Origin of the sequence: Pseudoflavonifractor sp. SW1122, from assembly GCF_012027765.1 — a bacterium.
Classification (GTDB): domain Bacteria; phylum Bacillota; class Clostridia; order Oscillospirales; family Oscillospiraceae; genus Enterenecus; species Enterenecus faecium.
The window spans coordinates 1-19,193 of sequence record NZ_SJOS01000009.1; the positions used below are offsets into that span (position 1 = coordinate 1).

Genomic DNA, 19,193 nt, shown 5'->3' on the forward strand with positions numbered 1-19,193 from the left:
ACCTGCGGGAGTACCGACCCGGGGACCCGCTGCGGTCCATCCACTGGAAGCTCTCCTCCAAGCACGACAGCCTGGTGGTGCGGGAGCCAGTGAAAACCGGCCTGCCTCAGGCGGCGGTCACCGTGGACCTGTTTGGAGACGGGGACCGCCTGGACCAGGTGCTGGGCCGTCTGTGTACGGTCTGTCTGGACCTGCTGGGGCGGGAGATTCCCCACACCATTGTGTGGATGGACCGGGACCAGGCCCAGCGGCAGGAAGCGGTGGCCTCTCAGGCCCAGTTCCTGGCCGCCATGGCTGATCTGCTCTCCTGTCCCGCTCCCACCCAGCCCCCCACCGTTCCCCTGGACCTGTCCCGCCTGGGCCAAGCGCCCCGGGTCCACGTCACCCTTGGAGAGGAGGATGCCCCATGAGTCGCGAACCCCTGGGCAAAGTTCCCTCTGTGCGGCAGCCCGCTCCCCCCACGCCCCTGTCTCTAACCGCGGGGGTGTTGGTGCAGGTGCTGCTGTTGGCCTCCATCCTCCGGTTTTCCCTTGTGGTCTACCAGTTCCCCGCAGACTTCACCCCCGTGCTGGTGATGGGTCTGCTGGGGGTGGCGGTGTCCACGGTGATTTGGGCCCTGCCCCGACACCGGGAGGGTCTGGTGCTCCTGACCTTAGGGCTGACCGGAGCGATGCTGCTCTACAACCAAGCCCTGTTTGTCTACGGGGCCCAGTCCTGTTGGGAGACCCTCACCGATTTCTGGACGGAGAACACCTATTTCTCCGTTTCGTACACCCTGCCCTACACCCTGCCCGATTCCCAGCACCAGGCTGCCACCCAAATCTTTTTGGGCTCTGTCTTTGCCCTGCTGGCGCTGCCTCTGGGCTGGGCCATCCACCGCCTGCGTGCCTTCTGGCTCACCTTTGCCCTCACCCTGCCCTGGCTCCTGCCCGCCTTCCTAGCCGAGGTGGATTTGGACTGGTCTGCCATGCTGGTCATCTGCGCCGGTTGGGCCGCCCTGCTGCTGTCCAGCCTGGCCGCCCGGCGGGACCCCAGTGGAGGCGCCCGCATCACCCTGGTAACCTTGCCTGTGTCCCTGGCATTGATTTGGCTAATCCTCCTCCTCTTCCCCTTCCAGCAGTACACTCAGCCCACTTGGGCCGTGTACCTCCAGGAGCAACTCAAGGGCCTGGACTGGTTCCCCTGGGAGGAAACCCTGGGCGGCGGGCCATCCAGCCCCGATGCGGGACAAAATGCCCCCCGAATGGACTTCTACACCGCCGGACCCCGCAGCTACACCGGGCGGGCCATGCTGGAGGTGTCCGCCTCCCAGCCCGGCACCATGTATCTGCGGGGAGAGGTGTACCGGGACTACTCCTCCCAGGCCTGGACGGGGGTGGAACCCAATTCCACAGATAATCTATCCAATTACAATTCACTGTTGGGAACCAGCCCGGTCTCGGCTACCATCACCTACCTCACCTCTCCCAGGTCCATGGTCTATCTGCCCTACCAGACCACCGTAGTGGAGGACAAGCAGGTGTTTTCGGATTCTCCTTTGGTTTTCCCCCAGGCCCAACAGAGCTATACCGTGGGATACATCCCCCTGGACGACTCCCCCTCCAGCCAGGGTAACATCCCCACCCTATCCGAGCAGGAAGAGGCCTACAGTGCCTACCTGGAGGTACCGGAGGAGATCTCCGGCGATCTGCTGGTCTGGTTTACCCAGGCCATGGAGGAGCTGGAGAACAGCGGCGCCCCCATCCGGGCGGATGCCACGGGAGAATATGCTGGTGAGCTGAATACCGCTTCCATCATCGCCCAGCTGCTGGAGCGCAACGCCACCTATGACCTGCGCACCCCCCGCACCCCCTCCGAGGAGGACTTTGTCACCTACTTTTTGGAGGAGAGCCATCGGGGCTACTGCGTCCACTTTGCCTCGGCGGCCACCCTGCTGCTGCGCACCCAGGGCATCCCCGCCCGGTATGTCAGCGGCTATGTCGCCTCCATTCCCGCCACCACCCTGGGCCAGAATACGGGAAAATACACCACCCGTGTGGTGGACTCCAACGCCCATGCCTGGGTGGAGATCTATCTGTACGGATACGGCTGGTACCCAGTGGAGGTGACTCCTACCTCCACGGGAGACACCCCCAATCAGAGCCAGGCCCCTGTGGCCTCCACGGCTCCCTCTGCCGCACCCACTGCTACCCCAGCCCCCGCCACACCGACCCCCACTCCTACCGTGGCCCCGGAGACTCCGGACCAGGGCGGCATCCAGGTAAGTCTGGACTGGCTGGTGTGGGCGGTGCCCGTAGTGGTATTGGCGGCGGGGCTGGGGCTGACCCGTCGGCTCCGTTATCGACTCTGGCGCAAGATGGGCCAGGACAAGGACACCAACGCCGCTGTGCTGAAGGTCTACCGCTGGTTTGGACTGCTGGAGCGGCTGGGCGGCAAGGCTGGGGCTGAGACCGAGGACCTGGCCCGCAAGGCCCGGTTCAGCCAGCACACCCTCACCCAGCAGGAGCGCAGCCTGGTGCTGGGCCAGTTCCGGGACGAAGTGGCGCGGCTCAGGCAGTCCGCCCCCATTTGGAAGCGCTGGCTGCTGTGGCTGCTCTTCCCAGTGGGGACTGGGAGAAGAGCACGATAACCACCCCCGCTTTGAATGATAAAACCCACAGATTGATATGGAGGTGACCAGATGGATCGAATCATAGGCGGTATCATCGTTGCTTTGCTGTTTTGCGGCATCGGCTTTTTGTTTGCCAGAATCGGATACTGCTTTTTCCGGGACCGAAGCCGCCAGAAGCGCCGTTGCCTGGCTCGGACCCGAGGGACTATTGTGGGCATACAGCGCATGCCCATCAAAACAAGCCGACGGCGTCGGATGTGTTATTTCCCGGTCTATGAGTACACTGTAAACGGCCAGGTCCTGCGGGTGGAATTGCAATTTGGCACCACACGTTGTCTCTATCACATCGGCGATGGGGTGAACGTGCACTACGATGCCAGTCAGCCGGATTGCAGCTATCTGGAGGGCTACCAAGAAGACCACACCTCTGCCATGGGCTGTTTGATTGCGGGAGTCCTGTCCATGGTATGCGGAGTGTTTGTGCTGGCTATGGTGTGCTTGGTCTGATGGAGCAGCCGCTCTGTACCTCACGCCCCCGCCTGGAAGCTTCTAAAACGCCAAAATGGCCTGTTGCAGCGTGATTGCGCCGCAACAGGCCATTTTTGTTCATAAATTTTGTTGTATCAGCGTGGAAACATGGTTTAGCCCCTCTGTATGGCATAGACGTACCACTGCCAGCCGTGCTCCGGGTCCGGCTGAACTTCCTCCAGCTCCATCCCCAACTTCTCCATGAGAGCCACCGATTTCACTCCATCAATGGTCTCGGAAAAGACCGTTTTTGCCCCCAGAGCATCAAAAGCGTACTCAATCACAGCATGACAGGCCTCAAAGGCGTAGCCTTGCCGCCAAAACTGTCGGTTGAAAAACCAGCCCAGCTCGTACTCTCCCGGCTGGATTTGGCTAAACAGGATGTAACCAATCACTTTGTTTGTCTCCCGGTGCACCGCCGCCACCCCGCCGCCCCTTTCAATGCAAAAGGAGGCCAGAAACTGCTTGGTTTTCTCCAGGTCGTAGGGTGGCTCGGAATACTCCATGGTCTTGGCATCGCCTAAAATCTCCTGCAAGTCGGCGGCATCCTCCGGCACAAAGCTGCGGATGGTCAGCCGTGGTGTGTCCAAATGCATGTCTCTAGGTCCTTTCTCTGGGAATCAAAATACCTTTCATATACTGGGATTTGTTGTGGAACTCCTCAATCAGGGCTTTTTCCTGCTGAGTACATCCAATTAGAATTTTCATCTCCGAATCCCGCTTCCAGGCATCCACCACGCACACAATGGCGTCCACGGTCTGCTCCGGCGCGGTTCCCACCCATACGTCAATGCCCTCCCCGTCCATGGAGGTGGTGTTCTGCAAATATCCGTAGTCCACCGGATAGATGGTATCGGGAAATTTGGGGTGCGCCGAACCGTTCGGGCGATCAATGACTACGTCCGATTGCCGCACCAACTCCTCTAACATGGTCCAAAATTCTTGATTCATATGCTATTCTTCCTTCTCACATACTCCTCCACCAACCGGGGCTGTATCTCCGGATAGGTCCACCGGGTGGGCAGCTGGTCCAACAGCAGCACCCGCTCCATTTCGCTGTGCAGCTGACCCTGGAAGGTCTCAATTTCGGCGGTATACAACATTCCAAAGCACTCTTCTCCCGACTCATTGACTCGGTTTTTCCCAATCACCGAGTACACACACAGCGGGTGGATGGAAAACGCCGCCGCTCCCGTCTCCTCCTGCAATTCCCTTCGGGCGGCCTCCAGAATGCTCTCACCAGGTTCCCGGTGTCCGCCGGGCAGCTCATAGGTGTCCCGCTCCCGGTGCTTGCAGAACACCCACTTGCCCTTGTGCCGTACCACAATCACCGCAAAGCGCAGCCGTTTGTCGTCCACTTGCTCATAAAAATTCACTTGCATCCCGATGGCCTCCCATGTCCTTTGTTCTTTATTGTACCAAAGTCTCGCACTTCCAGCAAGGCCATGCTGTTTGCCTGGAAGTTCATGACAACTTCCCCAAAATCCATACCAAATGACGCCCAGCCGCCGGTGGCGGCTAGGCGTTTTTCCCCTCTTCCCCGGTTCCTCCCCAGAACCGGGAAAACTCCCCCGGAGTGACCTCTCTCTTTTGTACCATCAAATTCACATTTTATTATTACCATTTGTGCAACTTGACTTGATTTATCCCCTCTGTATTTTTTCCACTCTTCCCAGAAAAACCGCCACATAACACGCTATGTTTTCATGTTTTACAGCATTTTTCACAGATAGATATTTTACTGTAAGGAAAAAACTAGTACAAATTTCACCCATTTTTTCTCATGTAACTTTCTCCCATCTCCCTTGACTTCCCAGAATTCCCCGGCTAATATGGACTCACATGGTACGAATTTGCCCATCTACGGATAATTTGTATGTTTTTTATTTCAAAACAGACAAATTTAAAAATTGGGCACAAGAGAGGGGGCCCGCCTATTCCATCTATACATCCCCGGCACTTCCACCAAATGAAAGGAGCGATGTATCAATGAAACGCAAAACCTGGACCCGGATTGGCACCTGGCTGGTCAGCGCCTCCATGCTGGTGGGCATGGTACCCACCTACGTGCTGGCGGCCCAGCTGCCCCAGGCAGAGCCCCGGGCCGACGAGGGCCTGGTCCTCCACTACGACTTTGAGTCTTTGAAGACCGGCACCATTGTCAACGATGTCAGCGGCAACGGCAAGAGCGGTGAGGTCATGCCCCGTGGCAGCGGCGTTGAAACCAAGGAAGTGGAGATCTTCGGCGAGACCCAAACCGCCATTGTGCTCCAGGGCGGCCAGCCCGGCACCGGCCACAACTACGTGGAGATGCCCGCCGGCGTGCTCAACGGCCTGGACTCCGTGACCATCAGCTGCTGGGTGTATGTCAACCAGTCTTCCGGCTACGCCCGCATCTGGGACATCGGCCACAACACCACCAGCTATATGTACCTGCTGGACTCCGGCTACAACACCGGACACACCGGCTACACCGCCGCCCTCACCAACAGCGGCTGGGGCAACGAGATGGGCCCTGAAAAGGGCACTGCTCTGGACACCGGGGTGTGGAAGCTCACCACCGTCACCTTTGACGGGGAGACCAACACCATGACCATGTACGAGGACGGCGCCCAGGTGGGCGACTCGGTGGTCACCAACGCCGACCTGTCCATTCTGGAGGGCTCCACTCAGAACTACATCGGCTACGGCCAGTTCGGCAACGACCTGCTCAACGGCATGGTGGCCGACTTCCGCATCTATGACTACGCCATGACCGAGGACGAAGTAGCCGCCATGTACAACATCCCCGACGACCAGCGGGTGGAGCGGGACTACAACGCCCTGACGCTGGGCGACACCTCCGCCCTCACCGACAACCTGGACCTGCCCACCACCGGCGTGGCTGGCAGCGCCATCACCTGGGAGACCTCCGATGCCGATGTCATCACCAACACCGGCGTGGTCACCCGTCCCCAGCCCGGTGAGGCCGACGCCACCGCCACCCTCACCGCTACCATCTCCTCCGGCGACGTAAGCCGCACCAAGGAGTTCACCGTCACCGTCATCGCCCAGCCCACCGATGAGCAGCGGGTGAGCGCCGACGCCGACGCCATCAACCTGGGCAGCCTCTCCGCCGTGGTGGAGAACATCATCCTCCCCACCCGTGGCGCTCTGGACTCCACCATCACCTGGGAGAGCTCCAATGAGGAGTATCTGGCCAACGACGGCACCGTGACCCGCCCCGTGGGCGAGCCTGTCACCGTCACCCTCACCGCCACCATCTCCTATGGCTCCGCCCAGGAGACCCGCACCTTTGACGTGACCATCCTGCCCCTCTATGAGCGGCTGGACATCGTCAAGGCCGAGGCCGTGGACGTGACCACCTCCGTGGGCATCGTTCCCTCCCTCCCCGCCGTGGTGAAGGTCACCTATGAGGACTCCACCACCGGAATGGAAAAGGTCACCTGGCCCACCGGCCAGACCGGCGAGATGTACGCCACCGCCGGCACCCAGACCCTCACCGGCCACGTGGTGGACTCCACCGTGGAAGTCACCGCCACCATCACCGTGGAGGATCAGGACTATGTGGCTCCCGAAGCCCAGGCCTACCTGTTCTATCTGGATGACGTATCTCTGGACGGCACCGACACCATGTTCGGCCAGAACATGAGCCGTACCCTGGAGTACCTGAAGATCATGGACGCCGACCGGATGCTCTACAACTTCCGCACCGCCTTCGGTCAGGACACCAAGGGCGCTCAGCCCCTCACCGGCTGGGAGGAGCCCTCCGGCCTGCTGCGTGGCCACTCCACCGGCCACTTCATGTCCGCCCTGGCCCAGGCCTACGCCTCCACTGGCGACGAGACCTACAAAGACAAGCTGGACTACATGGTCACCGAGATGCGCAAGCTCCAGGAGCTGTCCCAGGGCGTGCCCAGCGAGTTTGAGACCGCCTGCACCCCCACCAGCGCCGCTCAGGAGCTGTGGAGCAAGGACCCCTCCACTTGGGGCGAGGGCTTCCTCAGCGCCTACTCTCCCGACCAGTTCGCCCTGCTGGAGCAGTACACCCCCTACGCCACCATCTGGGCTCCCTACTACACCATGCACAAGCTGCTGGCTGGCTTCATTGACAGCTACATCTACGCCGGCAACGAGACCGGCCTGGAAGTGGCCAAGGACCTGGGCCTGTGGGTGTATGACCGCCTGAGCGCCTGCACCCCCGAGCAGCGGGCCAAGATGTGGAGCATGTACATCGCCGGCGAGTACGGCGGCATGAACGAGTCCATGACCCGTCTGTATGAGCTCACCGGCGACGAGCGGTATCTGGAGACCGCCAAGATGTTCGACAACACCGACTTCTTTGACGGCCTGGCCGCTGGCGAGGACACCATCCAGGGCCGCCACGCCAACCAGCACATCCCCCAGATCGTGGGCGCCATCCACATGTACAACGCCACCGGCGACGACTACTACTATCGTGTAGCCGAGAACTTCTGGGAGCTGGTCACTTCCCGCTACGCCTACTCCATCGGCGGTGTGGGCACCGGCGAGCGCTTCCAGGACCCCTATGAGCAGGGCGCCAACATCCTGGGCAACGAGGGCCGCGGTGAGAACTGCGAGACCTGCGCCGCCTACAACATGCTCAAGCTCACCCGGGAGCTGTACCAGTACGACCCCGACAACGCCGCTTACATGGACTACTATGAGCGCACCGTCATCAACCAGATCCTGGCCTCTCAGAGCCACGACACCACCGAGTACATGCACAACGGCGTGACCTACATGCTGCCCATCGATCCCGGCCAGCGCCGCGACTTTGACAGCGACTACGGCGGATTCACCTGCTGCAACGGCACCGGTATGGAAAACCACGTCCAGTATCAGGCCGCCACCTACGCCAAGACCGACGACACCCTGTACGTCAACCTGTACATGCCCACCACCGTGGACTGGGCTGAGAAGGGCGTGAGCGTGTCCCAGGACACCCTCTTCCCCTCTGAGACCTCCACCCTCACCGTGTCCGGCTCCGGCACCTTCACCATGAAGCTCCGCGTGCCCTACTGGGCCACCGCCGGCTTCACCGTGTCCGTCAATGGGGACGTGGTCATCGACGGCGCCACTCCCAGCTCCTATGTGGCCATCGAGCGCACCTGGAACGACGGCGACGTGGTCACCGTGAACATGCCCTACACCGTGCACCTGGACAAGACCCCCGACACCGTGGACGGCGACGTGGTTGCCTCCCTGATGTATGGCCCCATGGTCATGGTGGCCAAGGACACCCGTGACACCTACGTGCCCATGAACTGGTACACCGTGTCCGCCAACGACAGCAACCTGGACCAGGTGGTGTCCATCGTGGAGCCCGCCGGCACCGGCGAGACCCCCCACCTGACCCTGGACGGTCTGGACTTCTACCCCATGTACGACGCCTATAACTACCGCTATCACGCCTATGTCAAGCTGCTGGAGACCAAGTCGGTCCTGAACACCCAGTGGCTGGAAGAGGCCGTGACCCTGGCCGAAGGCATCACCGAGGACACCTTCGTGGGTGAGGACTGGAACGCCTTCCAGACCGCTCTGTCTGATGCCAAGGCCCTGCTTAATAACCTGGACGGCGTAACCCAGGAGCAGCTCTACAACGCCGAGGTGGCCCTGGAGACCGCCATGGGCGAGGGCGAGACTCCCGAGCCCACCCCCGAGGCCAACAAGACCCTGCTGCAAAAGACCTATGACTACGCCGTGACCCTGTCCACCGAGGGTGTCACCGACACCGCCAAGAAGGCCTTTGAGACCGCTCTCACCAATGCCAAGGCCATTCTGGACAACGCCAAGGCCACCCAGGCTGAGGTGGACGCTGCCTGGGACGCCCTGCTGGAGGGCATCTGGGGCCTGGGCCTGGTTCAGGGCGACAAGGACGAGCTGAACCTGCTCATCGCCAAGGCCGAGGCCATGGATGAGACCAAGTACGTGGCCGACGACTGGCCGCAGCTGGTGGAGGCTCTGGCCAAGGCCAAGGACGTGGCCGCGGACGGCGACGCCATGGAAGAGGACATCCAGCCTGTGGCTCAGGCCCTGCTGGACGCCATCCTGGCCCAGCGCTTCAAGGCGGACAAGTCCATCCTGGAGGACCTCATCGGCAAGGCTGAGGGCATGGACCTCACCGGTTACACCGCCGAGTCCGTGGAAGCCTTCCGCACCGCTCTGGCTACTGCTCAGGCCGTACTGGCTGACAACTCCCTGAGCGAGGATGACCAGGCCACCGTGGACAACGCCGTGGCCGCTCTCAGCGCCGCCATGGACGGCCTCACCGCCGGTGGCGCCCCCGAGACCACCGACAAGCCCGAGGCTACCGACAAACCCCAGACCACCGACAAGCCTCAGACCACCCAGAAGCCCGAGACCAACGTGCCTCAGACCGGCGACTCCGCCCAGCTGATGGGGTATGTGGCCGCCCTGGCTTGTGCGGTGTGCCTGCTCACCGGCGCCTTTGCCCTGCGCCGTAAGAATCAGGGCGACAAGTAAGCCTTCTCCTTTCTCCTTCCTTTTCTTACATACGCAGAATCAGGGCCAGCAGCCGGAAGCTGCTGGCCCTGATTCGTTGTCACAAAACCAGCGAGATATCCGTACTCCGTCCCTACTATACTTCATAAGTTGTCTGCTTTTATCCGGGAAACACGCCGTGTTTTCCCGGATTTTTCTGTGTATCCCGCTTATTTTCACCTTGCTTTTTGCAAGAGAAGTTGTGTATTTTTTACCTTGCGCTGAATATTCCACCATTTACCTAAACAAAGTGTATAATTTTGCTTTTTGATAATTTGTATTGTTATTTGTTCCAATTTTGCCCGAATTTCTGCAACAAAATTGACAGGTATGTCCAAATCGTCTAAAATTGTACGTACATGACAGTCCACCCCTCTCTCCTTCCCCTGGTCAGAGTCCACAGGGGATGGCCGGGGTGCCACTGATGAAACGACATGAAGGAGGAGTTGCAGATGAAGAAATCCCTTCGAGTCGCCGCTGCTGCCCTGGGCCTTGTGCTGGGGGCAAACGTGTACGCCAGCGCAGCGGGCCCCTCGATGCTCCAGGCCAGCACAGACCCCTCATCCACCGCCCGCTCTGTCTCGGACAGTCTTGTGTTCTCCGAGGACTTTGAGGGCAGCCCCGCACTTTCCCTCCACGGCTCCGCCTCCGTCCAGAACGGGACTCTGGTTTTGGACGGCTCCAACGGCGGCTATGCCCAGCTGGACGAGACCAGCTTCTTCAACGACCAGACCGGGTTCACCGTCTCCTTTGACGTGCAGACCCAGACCGCCAGCGGCAACTTCTTTACCTTTGCCCTGGGCCAGGACAACATCAAGTACCTGTTTCTCCGCACCCGCAGTTCGGAGTTCTACGTGGGCCTGACCCAGAACTCCTGGAACAACGAGTCCGGCGTGGTCACCACCCTGGACGGCCTGAACCAGTGGAAGAACGTCACCATCGCCCTGTCTGAGGACACCCTGAGTCTGTACATTGACGGCGTGCTGGTGGACGAAAACGACAACCTCAACGCCACCTTGGAGGACCTGGGGGACAATCCCCTGCTCTACTTCGGCAAGTCCTTCTATGAGCCTGACAGCTACTTCAAGGGCGCCTATGACAACATCCAGATCTATGACCGGGCCCTGAGCCAGCTGGAGATCGCCGACCTCAACGGTGTGACCCTGGACAATCTGGTCAACGATGTCTCGGTGGGCGTGATGCCCACGGGCACCGAGCGGGGCCTGGACGAGCACACCACCGTCAGCTCCACCCTGGAAGACGATGTGCTCACCAGCCAGCTGAAAAAGTACACCTATGATGTGGAGACCAACACCATGTCTCCCACCGACCTGACAAAGGTGCCCGTGACCTTTGACCTGGTGGACGACGCCGTGTCCATCACCGTGGACGGCCAGAGCTTCACCAACGGGGACACTCTGGACCTGACCCAGGATGTGGAGGCCACCCTCACCTACAACGACAGCACCCAGACCATCACCATCAAGACCCCCGAGCTGGTGACCAACTCGGTGCTGCCCGGCCAGTTTGCCGACCCCGACATTGACAAGTTTGGGGACAAGTACTGGATCTTCCCCACCACCGACGGCTACAGCGGCTGGAGCGGCACCCAGTTCTACGCCTTCTCCTCCGACTCCCTGTCCGGCCCCTGGCAGTGTGAGGGCATGATTCTGGAGACCAACTCCGATGCCACCGAGACCCAGACCAACACCGTCCACGACTACGAGGTCCCCGTGAGTGAGTGGTCCTACGGCAGCGCCTGGGCCCCCTCCATTGAGGAGAAGGACGGCCAGTACTACTTCTACTACTGCGCCAAGAAGTCCAATGGCGAGTCCGCCATCGGCGTGGCAGTGGCCGACGACCCCGCCGGACCCTACACCCCCGCCAGCGAGCCTCTCATCACCATGGACATGTGCCGCTCCGCCGGCATCTCCATGGGCCAGGCCATTGACCCCTCGGTGCTCACCGATGACGACGGCACCTCCTACCTGTACTTCGGCAACGGCGACGCCGCCGTGGTGCAGCTGGGCGAGGACATGATGAGCGTGGTGCCCGGCACCCTGCAAAACCTCCGGGAGACCGACGGCAGCGGCCTGACCGGATTCCGGGAGTCCGTCACCGTGGAGAAGGTGGGGGATCTGTACCACTTCCTCTGGTCCCAGGACGACACCGGCAGCCCCAACTACTGCGTGCAGTACGGCGTGTCCACCAGCCCCCTGGGCCCTGTGCAGTACAAGTATCTGCTCATGGACAAGGATGAGGCCGGCGGCATGCTGGGCACCGCCCACCAGTCCACCCTGCTGGACGACGACGGCCGGGTGTATCTGGCCTACCACCGCTTCTACACCCCCCTGAACACCTACACCTCCGGCCTGGGCTATCACCGGGAGACCTGCGTACAGGAGATCGGCTTTGACAGCTATGGCTACATGCTGCCCATGGAGCCCACCATGGAGGGCACCGACGCCGAGCCTCTGCCCCAGCCCACCGAGCCCGACTACTCCGGCAATCTGGAGGAGACTGACGGCATCCTGGCCCTCACCGGCAACACCACCCTGGTGGATGACGGCAACGGCGGGTCCATGCTCCACCTGACCACCGGCTGGAACAACACCGGCGTGGGTCAGGCCCAGATCAACGGCATTCGGGACCTGCTGTCCGCTGGCTCCTTCTCCCTGGTGCTGGATGTCAACCAGGACTATGTGGGCAAGAGCGGCGGCGGGGACGACATGATCGTCCAGTACGACCGCAAGTATGTCTTTACCGTGGGCACCGCCTCCCAGTACTTCGGGGTGCGTATGTTTGATTCCATGGGCGAGAACGGCGCCCTCACCGTGAAGAACAACGGCGAGGCCCAGACCATCCCCTTCCACGGCCTGGGCGTGCTGGATGCCTGGGAGAGCCTGGCCATCCGCTACACCGAGACCGACACCACCGGCGTGGTCAGCGTGTACGCCAACGGCGTGGAGCTGCTGGCTCCCACCCAGTTGGGCTTTAAGCTCTCTGAGCTGGATGCCTTCTCCTCCAACGCCTATCTGGGCCGCTGCTACGACACCAACTACATCTTCTCCGGCTACCTGGACCAGATCAACTTGGGCCTGGGTGAGGACACCCTCACCGCCGAGGATGCTCAGGCAGTCACCGCTGAGCGGGCCATCGCCCGGGACGCCGCCGCCCTGTCCATCCCCAACCTGGACCGGGTCAAGGGCAACATCACCCTGCCCACCACGGGTGAGGCCGGGTCCACCATCACCTGGACTTCCAGCAACCCCGACGTGATCACCGACCGTGAGGTGGACGGCAAGGCCGCCGGTGTGGTCACCCGCCCCGCCGCTGATGCGTCCGCCGTGTCCGTGACCCTCACCGCTGTGGTGTCCAACCCCGCCACCGACGAGACCGTCACCCGCACCTTCACCGCCACCGTGCTGCCTGTGGACGGCACTCTGGACACCGACTACACCGGGGACTACCTGTGGACCTACTTCCAGGCCTCCGGCGGCTATGAGAAGATCTTCCTGGGCACCAGTGAGGACGGCCTGAACTGGACCTCTCTCAACGACAACCAGCCCATCCTGGCCAACCTGGCCAGCGACTTGGGTGTCCGCGATCCCCACCTGATCCGCTCTGCGGAGGGCGACCGCTACTGGATTCTGGGCACCGACCTCCACGCCGAGGGCGGCGGAGCCGGCGGCTCCGGATGGAACCAGCGCAACGCCAGCCAGAGCATTGTGGTCTGGGAGTCCGAGGACCTGGTGCACTGGAGCGAGGGCGCCATTGTCCACTCCGGCTTCGACTTTGCCGGGTGCGTGTGGGCCCCCGAAGCCATCTACGACGAGGCCACCGGCCAGTACCTCATCTACTGGTCCGCCCGTGACCAGCGGGAATATGGCACCAACGACTGGGCCCTGCGGGTGTACGTGTGCACCACCCGGGACTTCCGCACCTTCTCCGAGCCCGTGGTGTGGCTGGACGAGGATGACAACGGCAGCGCCGAGGTGAACATCATCGACTCCTCCATCGTCTACAACGAGGCCGACGGCTACTACTACCGCTTCTCCACCTCCGACTGGAACACCGTGGTGGACCGCTGCAAGACCCTCTCCCTGGAGATGAACGACTGGGAGCGCATCATCGCCCGTGGCCAGCACACCCAGTTCGGCATCACCGACGGCATGGAAGGCATCACCTGCTACCAGCTGCCCGACGGCACCTGGTGCGTCATGGGTGACAATGGCGGCTACCGCGCCTTCGTCACCGAGGACTTCCAGAGCTACACCAAGGTCAGCTCTTCCTTCTCCCCCGCCTCCTTCCGCCACGGCACCGTCATCCGCCTGTCTGAGGCCGAGACCGCCCGTCTCCAGGCCGCCTACGGCGAGGATGGCAGCGTGGGTGAGGCTTATGACATCACCGTCACCGGCGGCTGGGCCAATGTGGGCTCTGCCGAGGCCGGGGACACCGTGACCATCACCGTCAACCAGCTCTCCGACAACCAGACCTTCACTGGCTGGGTGGGCGAAGGCGTGGAGTTTGCCGACGCCACCGCTACCACCACCACCTTCGTCATGCCCGACCACGATGTGACCATCACCGCCCAGGTGGAGACCGAGACCCCCGCCGTGGACAAGAGCCTGCTGCAAGAGACCTATGAGAAGGCCCTGAGCTACGACACCAGCAACCTCATCCCCATGGTGGCCGAGTTCTACCAGAAGGCTCTGGACCAGGCCAAGGCGGTGCTGGACGACCCCAACGCCACCACCGATGAAGTGTGGGGTGCCTGGGACGACCTGGTGCTGGCCATCCAGCTGCTGGACTTTACCAAGGCCGATAAGGACATGCTGGAACTGCTCCTGGACCGGGCCCAGACCATGGTGGACAACGCCGACAAGTATGTGGCTGACCACTGGCAGCAGCTGGTGGACGCTCAGGCCAACGCCCAGGAGGTCTATGACGACCCCAACGCCCTGGACTCCGACGTGCAGCCCGTGGCAGACGCCCTGCTGGACGCCATCCTGGCCCAGCGCTTCAAGGCAGACAAGTCCATCCTGGAGGACCTGCTCGGCAAGGCCCAGGGCATGGACCTCACCGGTTACACCGCCGAGTCCGTCGCCACCTTCCGCTCCGCCCTGGCCGAGGCTCAGGCCGTGCTGGCCGACGAAACCCTCAGTGAGGACGACCAGAAGACCGTGGACGCCGCGGTGGAGCAGCTAATCCAGGCCATGAACGGCCTCACCGCCGAAGGCGAGGCCCAGCCCAGCGACAAGCCGGAAACCACCGACACCCCTGAGGCTTCTCAGAAGCCCGAGGCCACCCAGAAGCCGGAGAACGTGCCCCAGACCGGGGACCACAGCCAGGTACTGCTGTACGTGGCAGCTCTGGGCGGCGCTGCGGCCCTGATGGCCGGTATGGCTGCTGCAAAGCGCAAGGAACGCCAGGGTAAGTAATCGCTTCCCCTGTCCTCCATACACACACAAACCAAACCGGGACAAGCCCGGCGGCTGATGGCCGCCGGGCTTGTCCTTTCTATGTCTTCTCGTTGGGCTTCCGGGCAAACACCTCTTTGATGCCCACATACAGCATGAGCAATCCGAACAGGCGGCGCAGCAGTCCCACGTCCAGCTGCCCCGCCACCGCCCCGGCGGCGATGGCGGCGGGAATGCCCAGTACCAGGCACCACACCACCCCCTGCCACTCCACCCGCCCTCTTCTGGCGTGGGACACCAGGGCGGGGGCGGCACAGGCCAGAAAGTACATCAGGTTGACGCCCCCCGCCTGGTACTGCTCCAGCCCTGCCACGGCGGTGAGGTAGATCACCAGCAGTGTGCCGCCCCCCACGCCGCAGCCGCTGAGTACCCCGGTGGCCGCTCCCACCAAAACGCCCAGTAGGTTCACAGCAACAACACCGCCTTCACGCCCCCATACACCAGCAGGGCCCCAAAGCCCCGGCGCAGCCAGAGCACCGGAATTTTGTCAAACACCCGACCCGCCAGCACGCCGCCTACCAGCCCCCCGGCCAGATAAGGCAGCGCCACGGCAACGTCTACCCCGCCCTTTCTGACGTAGCTGATGAGCGCCGCCACACACAGGGGCAGCACCACCGCCACCGAGGTGGCAAAGGCTTTCCGCTGCTCCAGCCCCACCCAGCCCACAAACAAGGGCACCAGAAACAGCCCGCCTCCGGCCCCGAAAAAACCGTTGGCCACCCCGGCCAGCAGCCCAATGATGATGTATTTGCTCCGCTCCTTCACGCCATCACCCCCGGACTAGTGTTCCCTGCCAAACCCATTTCATGCAAAACGACAGAGGTGCAGAAGAACGTCCGGCTGTTCTCCTGCACCTCTGTGGTTGTATGCTCCAATTCCGTGTCTCTATACCCGCTGCAACTCCAGCTTTTGGTCCACATAATTTTTACCCACCGCACCCAGCAGATTGCGCCGGGTGACGATGCCGCACAGGGCGTTGCGGTCGTCCACCACGGGGACAAAGTTCTGCTCCATAGCCAGGTCCATCACCTCTTGGAAGGTGGCCCGGATGCTCACGGCGGGGCAGAAATCGCTGCGCATAATGTCTCGGATTTTGGTCTGTTCCAGCTTCTTTTTGTCGGTGGAGTTCACCGCCAGAATGTGGCGGAGAAAATCTCCCTCGGTGACACAGCCCACATAGCCCCCTTGCCCGTCCAGCACAGGAATGGCGGTGTAGCTGTTGTGACACATGGTTTCCAAGCCCTGCCGCACCGTGTTGTCCTGGTGCAGTACCATGGTACAGGCCTTGGGGATCATAATTTTCGCAATGTTCATGTGATGTTTCCTCATCTCACGGGGTGATGGTATGGATGCCGGACCGCTCCACAGCCTGGAGCGGTGTCCATGATTATGATAGCATAGCTTTCTTGCTTTGGAAAGGGGCTGTCCCGGATGAAAAAAATTTTTCCTCTCTTCCTCCTGACAACTGAGTTAGCCAAATGCAACTCTAAGAAACATCAGGAGGAACGGTCCATGAATTTGACCCATGCGCATTGCACTTACTGGCAATCCCAACAGTGGAAAAACCACCATGTACAACGCCCTCACCGGACGCTCGGAACGAGTGGGCAACTGGGCAGGTGTGACGGTGGACAAGAAGGAGAGCCCCGTCAAGCCGCAGTTCAACCCCCAGGGGCTGGACCTGGTGGCAGTGGACCTGCCGGGGCCTATTCCATGTCCCCCTTCACGTCCGAGGAGAGCATCACCAGCAGCTACGTCCGCCAGGAGCGGCCCGACGTGATCGTCAACATTGTGGACGCCACCAACTTGAGCCGCTCCCTCTTCTTCACCACCCAGCTGCTGGAACTGGGCATTCCCGTGGTGGTGGCTCTGAACAAGCACGACTTAAACGAAAAGAAGGGCACCAACATTGACATCTCCGCCCTGTCCCGTGCCCTGAACTGTCCGGTGGTGGAGACCATCTCCACCTCCCAGAAGGGTCTTTCTCAGGTGGTGGAGGCCGCCGTGGCCCAGAACGGTAAGGCCCAGACCCCGCCTTTTGTCCAGGGAGATGTGGATCTGACCAGCAAAGCTTCGGTGGAACAGGCTGACCGCCAGCGCTTTGCCTTTGTGGGCCAGCTGGTGAAGAAGGTGGAGCAGCGCAAGGTGCTCACCCGCCAGAGCAACGTCCAGGACAAGGTGGACCGGGTGCTGGCCAACCGCTGGCTGGGCATCCCCATCTTCGCTGTGGTGATGTTCCTGGTCTTTGACATCTCCCAGTCCCGCTTAGGCCCCTTCATTGCCGACTTCCTGGTGGGCTGGATCGAGACCTTCCAGGGCTGGGTGGGGGAACAGATCGCCTCTGCCAACCCCTTCCTCCAGTCTCTGCTGGTGGACGGCATCATCGGCGGCGTGGGCGCCGTGGTGGGCTTCCTGCCCCTGGTGATGGTGATGTACTTCCTCATCGCCCTGCTGGAGGACTGCGGCTATATGGCCCGGGTCAGCGTGGTCATGGACCCCTTCTTTAAGAAGGTGGGTCTGTCGGGCAAGTCCATCATCCCCATGATCATCGGCACCGGCTGCGCCATCCCCGGCGTCATGGCCTGCCGCACCATCCGCAATGAGCGGGAGCGGCGCACCACCGCCATGCTCACCCCCTTCATGCCCTGCGGGGCCAAGCTGCCCGTCATTGCCCTGTTTGCCGGGGTGTTTTTCTCCGACGCCTCCTGGGTGGGTACCCTGATGTACTTTGTGGGCATTGTCCTCATCATCCTGGGGGCTCTGCTGGTGCAGAAGATCACCGGGCACAAGTACCGCAAGTCCTTCTTTATCATGGAGCTGCCCGAGTACAAGGTGCCCAGCCTGAAACGGGCGGTGCTGTCCATGCTGGGCCGGGCCAAGGCCTTTATTATCAAGGCGGGCACCATCATTCTGGTGTGCAACGCCGCCGTACACATCATGCAGAACTTTAACTGGTCCCTCCAGCTGGTGGAAGAGGGCATGGAGTCCACCTCCATTCTGGCCACCATCGCCCACCCCTTCGCCATCCTCATGATTCCCCTGGGCTTTGGCGTGTGGCAGCTGGCTGCCGCTGCGGTCACTGGCTTCATCGCCAAGGAGAACGTGGTGGGCACTCTGGCTGTGGTGTACGGCCTGACCAACTTCATTGATGTGGACGCTTTGGAACTGGTGGGCGGGGCCAACGAAGTGGCCGCCACCATGGGGTTGACCACCGTGGCTGCCCTGGCCTACCTGATGTTCAACCTGTACACACCTCCCTGCTTTGCCGCCATTGGCGCTATGAACTCGGAGATGCACAGCAAAAAGTGGCTGTTCGGCGGCATTGCCCTCCAGCTGGGCACCGGCTACACCCTCTCCTTCCTGGTCTACCAGATCGGCACCCTGGTCACCACCGGCAGCGTGGGCACCGGGTTTGTCCCCGGCCTCATCGCCGTGGCCTGTATGGTGGGCATTGTTGTGGCCCTCATCCTGCGCACTCAGAAGCACATGGCCCAGGAGTACACCCTGAGCGGCGCCGGGAAAGGCAAGGTGACCGCGTAATGGACTACATCATCATCGCTGTAGTGGTGGTCATTCTGGCCGCTGCCATCGGGTACATTGTGAAAAAGAAAAAGTCCGGGGCCCATTGCATCGGCTGTCCCGACGGGGGCAGCTGCTCCCACTGCCAGGGAGGCGGCTCCTGCCACTGTCATAAGTGAAAAAGAGTCAAACAGAGATGGTGCAACCATTGGAGCATCATCTCTGTTTTTCTTGCGATAACCTGTCAGTTCCCCAAAAACAGCTCGCCAATGACTTCCTTGTGCAAGGGGTTGACCGTCTAACCACCCAAGGTTCCGGCTTGCCAGCCTGGTGGGGACGCTCCCCGCTGGGGGTGCCTTTTGGGCGGGCAAAAGGCACCAAAACCCGCTTAGGGCGTTCCCCCCTAAGGACCTCCCTGGGGTACGAGGCTGGGCCTGCGTCAAGTCTGTATTCGGCCCGTCACCCTTGCTGTGGCCCCTGTTTGTGCCACCACACTAGGCCACCCTGGGCAGCTGGCCCTATGGCCGGGT

The 19,193-nt window shown here is 61.6% G+C and carries 12 protein-coding genes and 1 pseudogene; 7 read left to right on the forward strand and 6 right to left on the reverse strand.

The features are described 5' to 3' along the window. The 3 genes from E0L15_RS03590 to E0L15_RS03600 form a co-directional block, all read left to right on the forward strand. The coding region (locus E0L15_RS03590; RefSeq protein ID WP_168124574.1) for a DUF58 domain-containing protein at positions 1–410 on the forward strand (410 nt) is incomplete at its 5' end. After that, positions 407–2,629 carry a transglutaminase-like domain-containing protein gene (locus tag E0L15_RS03595; RefSeq protein WP_168124575.1) on the forward strand — a complete coding sequence of 741 codons (2,223 nt, stop codon included), beginning with the start codon at positions 407–409 and terminating at the stop codon, positions 2,627–2,629. The genes E0L15_RS03590 and E0L15_RS03595, both read left to right, overlap by 4 nt. 51 nt (positions 2,630–2,680) lie before the next feature. Beyond that, positions 2,681–3,118 (forward strand): DUF3592 domain-containing protein, encoded by a 438-nt coding sequence (locus E0L15_RS03600; protein WP_168124576.1) that lies wholly within the window; start codon positions 2,681–2,683, stop codon positions 3,116–3,118. A 134-nt stretch (positions 3,119–3,252) separates the two neighbouring features. Here the strand turns inward: E0L15_RS03600 and E0L15_RS03605 are convergent, their stop codons facing one another. Genes E0L15_RS03605 through E0L15_RS03615 form a run of 3 tightly spaced genes read right to left on the reverse strand, consistent with a single transcriptional unit; the run spans position 3,253 to position 4,521 of the window. After that, on the reverse strand, positions 3,253–3,735 hold the full coding sequence (locus E0L15_RS03605) for a GNAT family N-acetyltransferase (protein ID WP_168124577.1): 483 nt from the start codon (positions 3,733–3,735) through the stop codon (positions 3,253–3,255). Between the two features lie 4 nt (positions 3,736–3,739). Beyond that, positions 3,740–4,090: an inorganic pyrophosphatase gene (locus E0L15_RS03610; RefSeq protein ID WP_168124578.1), complete on the reverse strand. Its 351-nt coding sequence runs from the start codon at positions 4,088–4,090 to the stop codon at positions 3,740–3,742. Then, positions 4,087–4,521, reverse strand: a complete 435-nt coding sequence (locus tag E0L15_RS03615) for an NUDIX domain-containing protein (RefSeq protein ID WP_168124579.1) — start codon at positions 4,519–4,521, stop codon at positions 4,087–4,089. The genes E0L15_RS03610 and E0L15_RS03615 overlap by 4 nt, the downstream gene beginning before the upstream one ends. A gap of 607 nt (positions 4,522–5,128) precedes the next feature. On the opposite strand from E0L15_RS03615, the gene E0L15_RS03620 reads away from it, so the two are divergent. Together E0L15_RS03620 and E0L15_RS03625 are read left to right on the forward strand one after the other, a co-directional pair. Next, on the forward strand, positions 5,129–9,646 hold the full coding sequence (locus E0L15_RS03620) for a beta-L-arabinofuranosidase domain-containing protein (RefSeq protein WP_168124580.1): 4,518 nt from the start codon (positions 5,129–5,131) through the stop codon (positions 9,644–9,646). 470 nt (positions 9,647–10,116) lie between these two features. Beyond that, the gene (locus tag E0L15_RS03625; protein ID WP_168124581.1) at positions 10,117–15,105 is read left to right on the forward strand and encodes a family 43 glycosylhydrolase; all 4,989 of its coding nucleotides are present in this window, start codon (positions 10,117–10,119) and stop codon (positions 15,103–15,105) included. Between the two features lie 79 nt (positions 15,106–15,184). Here the strand turns inward: E0L15_RS03625 and E0L15_RS03630 are convergent, their stop codons facing one another. From E0L15_RS03630 to E0L15_RS03640, 3 genes are all read right to left on the reverse strand, one after another. After that, a complete protein-coding gene (locus tag E0L15_RS03630; protein ID WP_168124582.1) occupies positions 15,185–15,553 on the reverse strand; it encodes a sulfite exporter TauE/SafE family protein in 369 nt (122 codons plus the stop codon). Beyond that, positions 15,550–15,909, reverse strand: a complete 360-nt coding sequence (locus E0L15_RS03635) for a sulfite exporter TauE/SafE family protein (protein WP_087234179.1) — start codon at positions 15,907–15,909, stop codon at positions 15,550–15,552. Before E0L15_RS03635 ends, E0L15_RS03630 begins: the two co-directional genes overlap by 4 nt. A gap of 120 nt (positions 15,910–16,029) precedes the next feature. Next, positions 16,030–16,458 (reverse strand): CBS domain-containing protein, encoded by a 429-nt coding sequence (locus E0L15_RS03640; RefSeq protein ID WP_087234177.1) that lies wholly within the window; start codon positions 16,456–16,458, stop codon positions 16,030–16,032. 211 nt (positions 16,459–16,669) lie between these two features. On the opposite strand from E0L15_RS03640, the pseudogene E0L15_RS03645 reads away from it, so the two are divergent. Beyond that, positions 16,670–18,684 (forward strand): annotated as a pseudogene (locus E0L15_RS03645) (ferrous iron transporter B). After that, the gene (locus E0L15_RS03650) at positions 18,684–18,842 is read left to right on the forward strand and encodes a FeoB-associated Cys-rich membrane protein (protein ID WP_168124583.1); all 159 of its coding nucleotides are present in this window, start codon (positions 18,684–18,686) and stop codon (positions 18,840–18,842) included. Before E0L15_RS03645 ends, E0L15_RS03650 begins: the two are co-directional and overlap by 1 nt. Positions 18,843–19,193: the final 351 nt, after the last annotated feature.

Coding starts and splice junctions, on each gene's coding strand:
- E0L15_RS03600 (WP_168124576.1), top strand. CDS start 2,681: ATGGATCGAATCATAGGCGGTATCATCGTTGCTTTGCTGTTTTGCGGC.
- E0L15_RS03615 (WP_168124579.1), bottom strand. CDS start 4,521: ATGCAAGTGAATTTTTATGAGCAAGTGGACGACAAACGGCTGCGCTTT.
- E0L15_RS03625 (WP_168124581.1), top strand. CDS start 10,117: ATGAAGAAATCCCTTCGAGTCGCCGCTGCTGCCCTGGGCCTTGTGCTG.
- E0L15_RS03610 (WP_168124578.1), bottom strand. CDS start 4,090: ATGAATCAAGAATTTTGGACCATGTTAGAGGAGTTGGTGCGGCAATCG.
- E0L15_RS03640 (WP_087234177.1), bottom strand. CDS start 16,458: ATGAACATTGCGAAAATTATGATCCCCAAGGCCTGTACCATGGTACTG.
- E0L15_RS03595 (WP_168124575.1), top strand. CDS start 407: ATGAGTCGCGAACCCCTGGGCAAAGTTCCCTCTGTGCGGCAGCCCGCT.
- E0L15_RS03650 (WP_168124583.1), top strand. CDS start 18,684: ATGGACTACATCATCATCGCTGTAGTGGTGGTCATTCTGGCCGCTGCC.
- E0L15_RS03605 (WP_168124577.1), bottom strand. CDS start 3,735: ATGCATTTGGACACACCACGGCTGACCATCCGCAGCTTTGTGCCGGAG.
- E0L15_RS03620 (WP_168124580.1), top strand. CDS start 5,129: ATGAAACGCAAAACCTGGACCCGGATTGGCACCTGGCTGGTCAGCGCC.